Source organism: Rhizobium sp. A22-96, assembly GCF_053521805.1.
In genome coordinates this window covers 1-12,387 of record NZ_JBNWDQ010000004.1, presented here as the reverse complement: position 1 = coordinate 12,387, position 12,387 = coordinate 1, and the positions used below count along the sequence as shown (strand labels likewise).

General features: G+C 62.6%; 8 protein-coding genes. 4 read left to right on the top strand and 4 right to left on the bottom strand.

From position 1 onward, the window contains the following. Nucleotides 1-13: 13 nt before the first annotated feature. The 3 genes from ACQZ6F_RS18385 to ACQZ6F_RS18375 all read left to right on the top strand — a co-directional run bounded on the left by ACQZ6F_RS18385 (nucleotide 14) and on the right by ACQZ6F_RS18375 (nucleotide 5,786). Complete coding sequence (locus tag ACQZ6F_RS18385) at nucleotides 14-1,408, top strand: cytochrome P450 (protein WP_449094102.1); 1,395 nt, start codon at nucleotides 14-16, stop codon at nucleotides 1,406-1,408. 87 nt (nucleotides 1,409-1,495) lie between these two features. Beyond that, the gene (locus ACQZ6F_RS18380; protein WP_449094103.1) at nucleotides 1,496-3,499 is read left to right on the top strand and encodes a hydantoinase/oxoprolinase N-terminal domain-containing protein; all 2,004 of its coding nucleotides are present in this window, start codon (nucleotides 1,496-1,498) and stop codon (nucleotides 3,497-3,499) included. A gap of 118 nt (nucleotides 3,500-3,617) precedes the next feature. Further along, nucleotides 3,618-5,786, top strand: a complete 2,169-nt coding sequence (locus ACQZ6F_RS18375; protein ID WP_449094104.1) for a malate synthase G — start codon at nucleotides 3,618-3,620, stop codon at nucleotides 5,784-5,786. 260 nt (nucleotides 5,787-6,046) lie between these two features. Here ACQZ6F_RS18375 and ACQZ6F_RS18370 read toward each other — a convergent pair whose 3' ends face one another. After that, entirely contained in the window at nucleotides 6,047-6,721 is a 675-nt protein-coding gene (locus tag ACQZ6F_RS18370) for a L,D-transpeptidase (protein ID WP_077470378.1), read from the bottom strand. A gap of 180 nt (nucleotides 6,722-6,901) precedes the next feature. Between ACQZ6F_RS18370 and ACQZ6F_RS18365 the strand changes: the two genes are divergently transcribed. After that, nucleotides 6,902-7,390, top strand: a complete 489-nt coding sequence (locus ACQZ6F_RS18365) for an MmcB family DNA repair protein (protein WP_449094105.1) — start codon at nucleotides 6,902-6,904, stop codon at nucleotides 7,388-7,390. 73 nt (nucleotides 7,391-7,463) lie between these two features. Here the strand turns inward: ACQZ6F_RS18365 and ACQZ6F_RS18360 are convergent, their stop codons facing one another. From ACQZ6F_RS18360 to hrpB, 3 genes are all read right to left on the bottom strand, one after another. Next, the gene (locus ACQZ6F_RS18360; RefSeq protein ID WP_449094106.1) at nucleotides 7,464-8,051 is read right to left on the bottom strand and encodes an ActR/PrrA/RegA family redox response regulator transcription factor; all 588 of its coding nucleotides are present in this window, start codon (nucleotides 8,049-8,051) and stop codon (nucleotides 7,464-7,466) included. Between the two features lie 75 nt (nucleotides 8,052-8,126). After that, entirely contained in the window at nucleotides 8,127-9,464 is a 1,338-nt protein-coding gene (locus ACQZ6F_RS18355) for an ActS/PrrB/RegB family redox-sensitive histidine kinase (RefSeq protein ID WP_449094107.1), read from the bottom strand. A gap of 2 nt (nucleotides 9,465-9,466) precedes the next feature. After that, the gene (hrpB, locus tag ACQZ6F_RS18350; RefSeq protein WP_449094122.1) at nucleotides 9,467-11,932 is read right to left on the bottom strand and encodes an ATP-dependent helicase HrpB; all 2,466 of its coding nucleotides are present in this window, start codon (nucleotides 11,930-11,932) and stop codon (nucleotides 9,467-9,469) included. Nucleotides 11,933-12,387: the final 455 nt, after the last annotated feature.

The following is a 12,387-nucleotide window of genomic DNA, read 5'->3' as shown; positions in this document are numbered from 1 at the left end:
GAGAATTGATCTGATGGACATGATCCCGGAAGCCTTCTCTCCGCCGGCGCCGATCCCGCGCACCGTGCCGCCGTCGCGATTGACGATCATCCGGACGATCCTGCGCAATCCGCTCGAATTATGGGGCGAACCCTCCTACACGTTGCCCTGGATCAAGACGAAGTTCTTCAACGAGCGGACGCTGATCGTCAACGATCCCGGCCTGATTAAATATATTCTGGTCGATAACGCGGCCAACTACCGTATGGCCGATATCCGCCAGCTCGTGCTTCGGCCGATCCTGCGCGACGGGCTGCTGACCGCCGAAGGGCCGGTCTGGAAGCGCTCGCGCAAGGCGGTGGCACCCGTGTTCACGCCGCGCCACGCCCAGGGCTTTGCCGGCCAGATGTTGAGCCAGAGCCTGGAATATGTGAACAAATACGAAGCTGTCGGCGACGCCGGAGCCACGTTCGATGTCGCCGCCGATATGACTGAGCTCACCTTCGCCATCCTGGCCGAGACGCTGTTTTCCGGCGAGATCGTCACCGAAAGCGAGCATTTTGCCGATGACGTCAACGATCTGCTGCATCGCATGGGGCGCGTCGATCCCATGGACCTACTGCGCGCGCCCGCCTGGGTGCCGCGCATCACTCGCATCGGCGGCCAGAAGATGCTCGACAAATTTCGCGGCATCGTCCGCAACACCATGGAGCAGCGCCTCGACAAGATGCGCAAGGACCGCGCCAGCGCGCCGGATGATTTCCTGACGCTGCTTCTGGAAAAGGCCGGCCCCGACGGGCTGATGATGGAGGAGATCGAGGACAATATCCTCACCTTCATCGGCGCCGGTCACGAGACGACGGCGCGCGCACTCGCCTGGACGCTCTACTGTGTCGCCAACAGTCCGCATACGCGTCAGGCCATGGAAGAGGAAATCGACCGGGTGCTGGCGACGGATGCCGAACCTGTCGCCTGGCTTGACCTGATGCCGAATGTCCGTGCCGCTTTCGAAGAAGCGATGCGCCTCTATCCGCCGGCGCCCTCGATCAACCGTGCTGCGATTGCCGATGACGAATGGACGAGCCCCAAGGGCGAGCGCGTGACGATAGAAAAGGGGATCACCGTCCTGATCATGCCCTGGACGCTGCATCGCCACGAGCTCTATTGGGAAAAGCCCCGCGCCTTCATGCCGGAGCGATTTCTTCCCGAGAACCGCGGCAAGATCAACCGTTTCCAGTATCTGCCCTTCGGCGCCGGTCCCCGCGTCTGCATCGGCGCCACCTTCGCTCTTCAGGAAGCCGTCATCGCCCTTGCCGTCATGATGCGTCGCTTCCGCTTCGATCCGACCGAAGAGACCGATCCCTGGCCGGTGCAGAAGCTGACGACCCAGCCGCGCGGTGGATTGCCGATGCGGGTGACACGTCGCTAAGACTGTTTTTGCCGCTTGCCAGCTAGCGGCTCAGGCCAGAAGGGTGCAATAACGGCATCACATTCCCTTCAAGAGCTGGATATTTTCGTGACGTCTCATTTCCTGCTCGGCATCGACACGGGTGGAACTTACACCGATGCCGTTCTCTTCCATGAAGCCGATGGCGTGATCGCCAAGGCGAAATCGCTCACCACGCGGCATGATCTGGCCGTCGGCATCGCCGGCGCCGTCGATGCCGTCATTGCCGAGGCAGGCGTTCCGGTTTCGGCCATCGGCCTGGTGTCGTTGTCGACGACCTTGGCCACCAACGCGCTGGTGGAAGGGCAGGGCGGCCGCGCCGGGCTGATCATGATCGGCTTCGGTCCTGACGACTTGAAGCGCGATGGCCTGGCGGAAGCGCTTGGGTCCGATCCGGTGCTGTTCGTGCCGGGCGGCCATAACGTCCATGGCAATGAAAGCCCGCTGGATCTGACGGCGCTGGAAGAAGCCTTGCCGGACTTGGCGAAGTCGGTTTCCTCCTTTGCTGTCGCCGGCTATTTCGCCGTGCGGAATCCGGCTCACGAAATCAGGGTGCGCGACTGTATTCGTGAAATCTCGCATCTGCCTGTCACCTGCAGCCATGAGTTGTCCTCCAAGCTGGGCGGCCCGCGCCGTGCCCTGACGACGTTGCTCAATGCCCGCCTGGTCTCGATGATCGATCGTCTGGTCGGCGCTTGCGAAGGCTTTCTGGCCGCACGTGGCATTGCAGCGCCGATGATGGTGGTGCGTGGCGACGGCGCTTTGATTTCGGCGGCCGAGGCGAAACTCCGGCCGATCGAAACCATTCTGTCCGGCCCGGCCGCCAGCCTGGTCGGCGCACGCCATTTGACCGGCCTCGATGACGCCGTGGTGTCCGATATTGGCGGCACGACGACCGATGTAGCCGTCATGGATGCCGGCCGGCCGAGATTGGACGCGGACGGTGCCGTCGTCGGCGGCTACCGCACCATGGTCGAGGCTGTTGCGATGCGTACCTATGGTCTTGGCGGCGATTCGGAGGTGAAGATCAACGATCGCGGCCTCGTCGTGAGTTTCGAGCTCGGGCCGCGCCGCCTGCTGCCACTGAGCCTTGCGGCTCATGCGCATGAGCCGGCCGTGCTTGACGTGCTGGAGCAGCAATTGCGCGCATCGCACCTTGCCCGCAATGCCGGCCGCTTCGCGCTGCGCACCGGCTTGCCGGATCATCTGGCGAGTGGGCTTACCGCGCCCGAGCAGGCCCTGTTCGACAGGATTGGTCCAGTTCCCGTGGCACTGGACAAGCTGCTGACGATGACCTCGCAGAAGGCGACGCTGGATCGGCTGGTGGCGCGGGGCCTGGTGCACCTGAGCGGGCTCACGCCTTCTGATGCCATGCATGTACTCGGTCGGCAGAATCAGTGGAATGCTGAGGCAGCGCGGCTTGGTCTGGCGCTGGCGATGCGGCTGAAGGATGGCTCCGGGCGCCCCATAGCCACGTCCGTCGAAGACCTCGCTCAAAAGATCGTCGATCGCCTCACACGCCAGTCGGCCGAAGTCATTCTCGCCGCCTGCCTTGCCGAGGATGGTGTTGCCGATCTGGATCCGGCCAGGTCCATCCCGATCGATCGCGCCTTGCGTCGCGTGCCCGGCATCGCCCGCTTCGCCGTTTCGCTCGATCGCCCTCTCGTCGGGCTCGGCGCTTCGGCACCGGTCTACTATCCCGCAATCGCCACGATGCTGGCGACCGAAAGCGCCATTCCCGCCGACGCGGATGTCGCCAACGCCGTCGGCGCCGTTGTCGGTCAGGTAAGGGCCAGCGCCACCGTCGTCGTCACCATGCCGGAGGATGGCATCTATATTCTGAGCGGTGCCGGCGAAAACCTGCGGTTCATCGATGAGAACAAGAGTTTTGCCGATGCGCGAACGCGCGCCGTCGAAGCGGCAATGACGCGGGCGCGGCTCAGCGGTGCCGTGGATCTCGTCGTTGCGGTGGATGAGCAGGTGGATGCGCCCGAGGTCGAGGGCAATCGCAAGCTGATCGAGGCGCGTTTCATCGCCACCGCCAGCGGTCGCCCTCGCATCGCCGCGGATTGATTGTTTCCCTGAGTGCATAAAACTTTCGAATTATTGCAAAATTGACAGAAGCGAAACGGTGCGCAAAGTGGCAGCATGTGAAAATTGAGCCGTTAAACGGCCGTGAGGAGTATTTGGCATGAGCCGCATTGAGAAGAACGATCTGCAGATCGAACCGGTCCTGTATGATTTCCTCGTCAAGGAGGCGCTTCCGGGCTCCGGCGTCGATGCCGACACCTTCTTTGCCGGCTTCTCCAGGATCGTCCACGATCTCGCTCCGAAGAACCGCGATCTGCTCGCCAAGCGCGACCGGATGCAGGTTGCGATTGACGACTGGTATCGCAAGAACGGCGCGCCGGTGGATCTCGCCGCCTACGAAGCCTTCCTTCGCGAGATAGGCTATATCGTGCCCGAAGGCCCGGCATTTTCGATTTCCACCGCCAATGTCGATCCTGAGATCTCCGAGATCGCCGGCCCGCAGCTCGTCGTTCCCGTGATGAATGCGCGCTATGCCCTCAATGCCGCCAATGCGCGCTGGGGCTCGCTCTACGATGCGCTTTACGGCACCGACGCCATTCCTGAGACCGACGGAGCCGAGAAGGGCAGGGGCTACAATCCCAAGCGTGGCGAAAAGGTCATCGCCTGGGTGCGTGATTTCCTCGATTCGACCGTGCCGCTTGCCGGCGCAAGCTGGAAGGATGTCACCGGTCTTGCCGTCAAGGGCGGAGCTTTGGCAACCGCGACCAGGGGCGGCGCGGCAGCTCTGGCGGATGCCAGCCATTTTGCCGGTTATCTCGGCGATGCCAGCACTCCCTCGCATATCCTGCTGAAGCAGAACGGCATCCATATCGAAATCGTCATCGACGCCACCACCGAGATCGGCAAGACCGATCCGGCCGGGATTTCCGACGTTCGGCTGGAATCGGCGATCACCACGATCATGGATTGCGAAGATTCCATCGCTGCCGTCGATGCTGAGGACAAGGCCGAAGTCTATCGCAACTGGCTCGGCCTGATGAAGGGCGACCTGACCGAGGAAGTCGCCAAGGGCGGCAAGACGTTCACGCGCCGGCTCAATCCTGATGTCACCTATACGGCTCCGGATGGCGGCAGTTTCGATCTGCATTGCCGCTCCCTGATGCTGGTGCGCAATGTCGGCCACCTCATGACCAATCCGGCCATCCTCGACCGTGACGGCAACGAAGTGCCGGAAGGCATCATGGATGCCGCGATCACCGCCCTGATCGCGCTCTACGATATCGGCCCGAGCGGTTGCCGCAAGAATTCCCGCACCGGCTCGATGTATGTCGTCAAGCCGAAGATGCACGGGCCGGAAGAAGTCGCGTTTGCGGCCGAGATCTTCTCGCGTGTCGAGGATGTGCTCGGCATGCCACGCAACACCATCAAGATGGGCATCATGGACGAGGAGCGCCGCACCACGGTCAACCTCAAGGAAGCCATCCGCGCCGCCGGCGAGCGCGTCGTCTTCATCAACACCGGCTTCCTCGATCGCACCGGCGATGAAATCCATACGTCGATGGAAGCCGGCCCGATGATCCGCAAGGGTGATATGAAGCAGGCCGCATGGATCGCCGCTTATGAAAACTGGAATGTCGATATCGGCCTGGAATGCGGTCTTTCCGGCCATGCCCAGATCGGCAAGGGCATGTGGGCCATGCCGGATCTGATGGCGGCCATGCTGGAGCAGAAGATCGCCCATCCCAAGGCTGGCGCCAACACCGCCTGGGTGCCGTCACCGACGGCGGCGACGCTGCACGCCACCCACTATCACCGCGTCAATGTCGCCGACGTGCAGAAGAGCCTGAAGAGCCGCGCCCGCGCCAAGCTTTCCGATATCCTATCGGTGCCGGTAGCTTCGCGGCCGAACTGGACGCCGGAGGAAATCCAGCGCGAGATCGACAACAACAGCCAGGGCATTCTCGGCTATGTCGTCCGCTGGGTCGATCAGGGCGTCGGCTGCTCCAAGGTGCCCGACATCAACAATGTCGGCCTCATGGAAGACCGCGCCACGCTGCGCATCTCGGCGCAGCACATGGCCAACTGGCTGCACCACAAGGTCATCACCGAAGCACAGATCATCGAAACCATGAAGCGCATGGCCGCCGTCGTCGACCAGCAGAACGCTTCCGATCCGCTCTATGTTGCCATGTCGGGCAATTTCGATGGCTCCATAGCCTTCCAGGCAGCGCTCGATCTCGTGCTCAAGGGCCGCGAGCAGCCGAATGGCTATACGGAGCCGGTCCTGCACCGCCGCCGTATCGAGCTGAAGGCGAAGCAGTTTAGATAGGTCCTTCCCTCGGTCAGAGGCCACCTCGATCCTTCGAGGCCTTGTCGTCTGCGCTGACGCTTTGACGGCAAGGCACCTCAGGATGAGGTGGAGAGAGTCTTGCGGCAAGGGAAAAGATCAGTCCTCATCCTGAGGCGCGCAGCGGAAGGCGAAGCCTCGAAGGGCGAGTGAGGCGGCATAGCATCGACTGCAATTCCCCAAAACAAAAAGGCCGGGTTCATCACGAACCCGGCCTTTTTCAATCTGGATACCAGTAATGATTACTGGATAACGACGACCTTGGTGCTGCGGCCCGGCAGGACGCGGCTGTAGAGATCGATGACGTCCTGGTTGATCAGGCGGATGCAGCCCGAGGAAGCAGCGGTGCCGATCGAAGCCCATTCCGGCGTGCCGTGCAGGCGGAACAGCGTATCCTGGCCCTTTTCATTGTAGAGATACATGGCGCGCGCACCGAGCGGGTTCGAAAGCCCCGGGTTCATGCCGCCATCAACATATTTGGCGATTTCCGGACGGCGGACCGCCATTTCCTTCGGCGGATGCCAATTCGGCCATTCCTGCTTCCAGGCGACATAGGCGGTACCGGACCAGGAGAAGCCCTGCTTGCCGACGCCGATGCCGTAGCGCATCGCTTCGCCATTGCCGAGAATGTAATAGAGGTGGCGTTCGCGCGTATTGACGATGATGGTGCCTTCAGCCTCGTCGGACTTGTAGGCAACGATCTGGCGGCGGAACTGCGGCTTCACCTTCTGGATCGGGATCGCCGGCAGCTCGAAGCCGTTATCGCTCGTCATGCCGTAGTCGCCATCGAAGGTCTTGATGGTGTCGGCGGCGGAGTTTGCGGTGGCGGACGGCGCGGCTGCGGCAGTGGTGGCATAGCCAGCCGACGCGAGCATTGCGACAAGGCCGAGTGCGGTCATAGCATTACGGATGCGCATGGAAGACTCTTGAAATTTCGTGGCAGGGGACGGATGACTATTGATCATCTTTGTCTACGGTTTATTTTCCATTAAACTAAACTTTGCAAGCTGCTGCGGGGCTACAAAAATAGCGCCGGCGCGCAAATTAGAGGGACATGGTTTTTTTGCAACAATGCTTGCCTGTCCCCGAGGCAATTCATGACGATTTTGAACGTTTACAATAACAATCCGTTAATAGATGGCCGGCAGTCGGAACGTGCCATGCTTGTACGCAAAGGCATGCAACTATTACTGCACGAGATGCGCCATGCCATCTTGCCTGAGTTGCCGCTGGCCAGCGGTCGCAGGGCCGACCTCATCACCCTCTCGGAAAAGGGCGAGATCTGGATCATCGAGATCAAGACATCGATCGAGGATTTTCGCGTCGACCGCAAATGGCCCGACTATCGGCAGCATTGCGATCGGCTTTTCTTCGCCACGCATAAGGATGTGCCGTTGGATATCTTTCCGGAGGAATGCGGGCTCTTCCTGTCGGACGGCTATGGCGCCCACATGATCCGCGAGGCGCCGGAGCATCGCCTGGCGCCGGCAACCCGCAAGTCGGTGACGTTGAATTTCTCCCGCGCGGCCGCCCAGCGCCTGTTGTTGGCGGAATGGGCGACGGGCAAGTCCTTCGCGCCGGAATAGGTCACTTCCCAGCGCAATTCCGGCCAGCGCAATTCCGGACGGAAAACCGCTGCACACTTTTCCAGGAAATGCTCTATTTCGGCGCCCGCTTGGCAAGGATGCGCTGCAGCGTGCGGCGATGCATGTTGAGGCGCCGCGCCGTCTCGGAGACATTGCGCTCGCACATTTCATAGACGCGCTGGATATGTTCCCACCGCACGCGGTCGGCCGACATCGGATTCTCGGGCACTTCCGCCTTTTCGCCTGGGCGCTGCGTTAGCGCCGCATAGACGTCATCGGCGTCCGCGGGTTTGGCCAGATAGTCGAGCGCGCCGAGTTTGACGGCGGTGACGGCGGTGGCGATGTTTCCGTATCCGGTCAAGACGACGATATGCGTGTCGTCGCGCTTCTGCCTGATGGCTTCGATGACATCCAGGCCGTTGCCGTCGCCGAGGCGAAGGTCGACGACCGCATATTGCGGCGGGTTGGCCTTGGTCTTGGCAACGCCTTCCGCCACTGATTCCGCCGTCTCGACCACGAAGCCTCGGGTCTCCATCGCGCGCGCTAGGCGGCGCAGGAACGGGCCATCGTCATCGACGATCAGCAATGTCGCATCCGCGCCGATATGGGCAGCGGCCTCCTTGTCCCCGGCATGCGGGGCGGCAAGCTCTTTATCCGTCATTCTATCTTCTATCCCGGCGATCATCCGCCTGCATATTCTACCAATTTTGACAGCCGTTGTTTTAAGCCGTGAAAATCATTTTGTCGAATTACTGTCGATCAACATGCGCGGCCATTCGACGCGCACGCGGGCTCCCGGCGTTTCCGGATCGCGGTTTCCGAAGGAGAGAGCGGCGCCGGAGCGCTCGAGCAGGGTCTTGGCGATGAAGAGGCCGAGCCCAAGACCGCCTGCCGTATCGTCTCGCTGCCGTGTCGTCACATAGGGCTCTCCGATCCGCATCAGGATTTCCGAGGAATAGCCGTTGCCGTCATCCTCGATAACGATCGTCAGCGTATCGGTGGTATATTCAACGGTGACGGTCACCGTCTTGCGGGCATAATCGATGGCATTCTCGATCAGGTTGCCGAGCCCATACATGATGCCGGCATTGCGGTTGAGCACCGGCTCGCCGGCTCGTGGGCTTCTCTCTATCAGTTCCAGAGCGATCCCGAATTCGCGATGCGGCGCAATGACCTCTTCCATCATCGACGACAGCGTCAGCCGCCGCATATGCGCCTCGTCTTCCGAGGAGAGCGTCGTCAGCCGCCGCAGAATATCGCGGCAGCGTTCGCTCTGGCTGCGCAGCAGCGCCACATCCTCGCGGAACCGGTCGTCCTCCTTGAGCTCGCGCTCCATCTCCTTGGCGACGACGCTGATGGTCGCAAGCGGTGTGCCGAGCTCATGTGCTGCCGCCGCCGCCAGCCCGTCGAGCTGGGAGAGGTGCTTTTCCCGCTGCAGCACCAGCTCCGTCGCTGCCAGGGCATCGGCAAGCTGCGACGCCTCCATGGAGACGCGATAGGCATAGAAAGCCGCAAATGCCATTGTGGAAGCGATGGAGCACCATACGCCCAGCTGCATCACGCTGTGCACGCTGGTGGCAACACCGTCATACCAGGGCAGCGGGAAGGGCGAGAAGGCAAGGCCGGTGATGCAGATCATCGCCAGCCCGATCAGCGTCATGCTGTAGCGGATCGGCTGCGAGGCAAAGGAAATGATGACGGGCACGCAGACCAGGATCGAGAAGGGATTGGCTAGGCCGCCGGTGATCAGCAGCAGCCCGCAAAGCTGCAGAAGATCGACACTGAGCAGCGCGAAGGCCGCCGGCGGCTCCAGCCGGTGCGTCGGCGGAAAGCGCAGGGTCAGGAAGAAGTTGATCCAGGCGAGGCAGGCAATCAGCACGCAGCACGGCATTAGCGGCATCGGGAACTTCAGCCAGAAGGCGACGATCATGACGGTCACCGTCTGGCCGCCGACGGCAAGCCAGCGCAGGCGCACCAGCGTCTGCAGCCTCAGCCGCCGGCTGCTGAGATGGCCATCCTGAGCCTTTAGCTCGGCCTCGGAGAGTTTTTCCAGTCCTCTGAAGAAGCGTGCCATCTTCAGGTCCCCCTTGGTTTGACGCGTGTCGTCGGCGGCGCATCCGCCGGGGCTTCCGGCCAGGGGTGCCTTGGATAACGCCCGCGCATGTCGGCGCGCACATCTCTCCAGGATCCGGCCCAGAAGCCGGGCAGGTCGCGCGTCGTCTGGATCGGCCGATGCGCCGGCGATGTCAATTCCAGCACCAGCGGCAGTTTGCCGCCGCCAATGGTCGGATGCTGCTTCAGGCCGAACAACTCCTGAACCCGAATGGTCAATAGCGGCTCCTCGCCATCATATTGTATGGGATGGCGCTGGCCGGTCGGCGCTTCGAAATGCGTCGGCGCCATCCGGGCGAGATCGCGTTGCAGCTCATGCGGCACCAGCGACATCAGACCGTTCGAAAGGCCGCCCGATGCAATGTCGGAAAGGCCGCGCGCCTCGGTCTGGAACGGCGTGAACCAGTCGTCGAGCCGTGCGAGCAAGGCCTCGTCGCTCATGTCGGGCCACGGCTCGCCGATCGTGCGGTATAGAAAGCCTATCCGCGCCCGCAATTGCGCCGCCTCCTTGGAAAAGGGCAGCACGCCGATCCCGAGCTCGCGAATTCCTTCGGCCAGCGCCTTTGCCGCCTGTTCGCCGGAGGGGCGCGGTAGCGGCGTTTCCTCAAAGATGATGGCGCCGAGCCGCGTGGCACGCCGTGCCCGCAACTGCCGGCTGGCTTTGTCGAAGAAACTCTGATCCTCGGTGCGGATCTCGCCCGGCAGATGTTCCTCGACATCCCCTCGCGAAATCTCGGCGGCTGCCAGGATGCGTGCCTGTGCCGCGCGCCCGGTCAGATCGGCGATAACGAGCATCGGCGATCCGGCAAGGCGCTCCGTTTCCGGCAGTTCCGCACCGCGCCCATTCGCCATGACGAAGCGTCCGCGGCCGCCGCGCTGCAGGGCGATCCGGTCCGGAAAGGCATGCAGCAACAACGAGCCCGCTAGAGCAGGCGGTGCGGAGGCCGCGGTTCCGCTGCCGCCGGCCGCCGAGGCGAGCCTTCCGGCCAGCCGGCGTGCGGCCTCGGCGCGTTCGCCCTTCTCCGTCTTGAAGCGCCTCAGCCGCTCTTCGAGATCGATGCTCTGCCCGCCGAGCCCCTGTTCCGTCAGCAATACGGCCAGCAACGCCGCTTCACGTGCCTGGCCAAACTCGGCGGCCGAGATCACCATCGCGGCCAGCCGCGGCGGCAGCGCCAGCTCGCGCATCAGCCGGCCGCGTGCCGTCAGCCCGTTTTCCGCATCGAGCGCCCCCAGTTGCCGCAATAGCGCCCGCGCCTCGGAAAGCGTGGTGACGGGCGGTTGGTCGGCAAAGGCGAGGGTCGCCGGATCCTGCACGCCCCAATGCGCGAGATCGAGCGCCAGGCCGGAGAGATCGCTGGAGAGGATCTGCGGTGGCGTGAAGGCAGGCAATGCCGCCGTCTGGCCGGGATGCCAGAGACGAATGGCAATGCCCGGCTCGGTTCGCCCCGCGCGCCCGGCGCGTTGATCGGCCGAGGCGCGCGACACGCGCACCGTTTCCAGCCGCGTAATGCCGGTCGAGGCCTCGAAGACGGGTAACCGCTGCAGACCACTATCGATAACGATGCGCACGCCATCGATGGTGATCGATGTCTCGGCGATCGAGGTCGCGAGCACGATCTTGCGGGTACCCGCCAGCGCCGGCCGGATTGCCGCGTCCTGCTCCTTCTGGCTGAGATTGCCGTAGAGCGGCGCGATCATCGTCGCGGGGCCGAATCGGCCCTCAAGCCGTTCGGCGGTGCGGGTGATTTCGGCCTGTCCCGGCAGGAAGGCGAGGATGGAGCCCTGTTCGCTGGCATGTGCATCGAGGATCGCCCGTGTCACCGTATCCTCGATCCGCTCGCCGGCTGGCCGATCCTGATGACGGATGTCGATCGGGAAACTGCGGCCCATGCTCTCTATTACAGGTGGATGCTCAAGCAGGGTTGCGACACGCTCCACGTCGAGCGTCGCCGACATGACAAGGATGCGCAGGTCCTCGCGCAGCGCCGATTGCACGTCGAGCGCCAGCGCTAGACCGAAATCCGCATCCAGCGAGCGCTCATGGAATTCGTCGAAGATGACCGTGGAGACGCCGGGGAGTTCGGGGTCGTCGAGGATCATCCGCGCGAACACGCCTTCCGTCACCACCTCGATGCGGGTCCTGGCGGAGATGCGATTGTCCAGTCGCATGCGGTAGCCGACGGTGTCGCCGATCTGTTCGTTGAGCAAGGACGCCATACGGGCCGCCGCCGCCCTTGCTGCGAGCCGCCGCGGCTCCAGAACGATGATCTTGTCATCGCCGCGCCATGCCTGACCCAGGAGATGGAGAGGTACCAAGGTCGTCTTGCCGGCGCCGGGTGGCGCCGAGAGCACGGCGCGCCCATGCCCGGCAAGAGCCGCGCCTATATCGGTGAGTACGTGCGAGACCGGCAGTTCCGGCAATGGAGGCACTCTATATGTCACGCCTGCCGGCTCCGCACCTATTCATAGGCCAGACCAGCACCGCGCGTGTCTGCTCCTCGTCGAAGACCAACATTCTCCGCTCCTTCTATAGCTTGATTTCTATTAGGTGCTGGCTGGAGGACTGGCAATGCGAGGTTTGTCGGGCCGAGGGCCGCTCGATGGCCCTTCGGAGGCGTGAATCCGCCTCTCTGAAAGCCCGCTGCTGGACGTTTTGCCCGAAAGGCGTAAAATGAATCCTGGAATGGGGTTTGAACGGGGCGAATTTCCCAGGATTTTTGCCGTTCCATCAAATCTCTTTTTCTTATCAATGGCTTAGAAAAATGTCAGAATTTTTACAGTATGAGTGTTGACTTGGTTCGGAGGTAGGGTCTATAAGCCCGATCACTGAACGAGGGCGGCGGCGCTGCTGGCGACGAAGTCCTTCGCTCTAGTGTTTCCTGGAT

Coding starts and splice junctions, on each gene's coding strand:
- ACQZ6F_RS18355 (WP_449094107.1), bottom strand. CDS start 9,464: ATGGCACGCTTCTTCAGAGGACTGGAAAAACTCTCCGAGGCCGAGCTA.
- ACQZ6F_RS18375 (WP_449094104.1), top strand. CDS start 3,618: ATGAGCCGCATTGAGAAGAACGATCTGCAGATCGAACCGGTCCTGTAT.
- ACQZ6F_RS18385 (WP_449094102.1), top strand. CDS start 14: ATGGACATGATCCCGGAAGCCTTCTCTCCGCCGGCGCCGATCCCGCGC.
- ACQZ6F_RS18370 (WP_077470378.1), bottom strand. CDS start 6,721: ATGCGCATCCGTAATGCTATGACCGCACTCGGCCTTGTCGCAATGCTC.
- ACQZ6F_RS18365 (WP_449094105.1), top strand. CDS start 6,902: ATGACGATTTTGAACGTTTACAATAACAATCCGTTAATAGATGGCCGG.
- ACQZ6F_RS18360 (WP_449094106.1), bottom strand. CDS start 8,051: ATGACGGATAAAGAGCTTGCCGCCCCGCATGCCGGGGACAAGGAGGCC.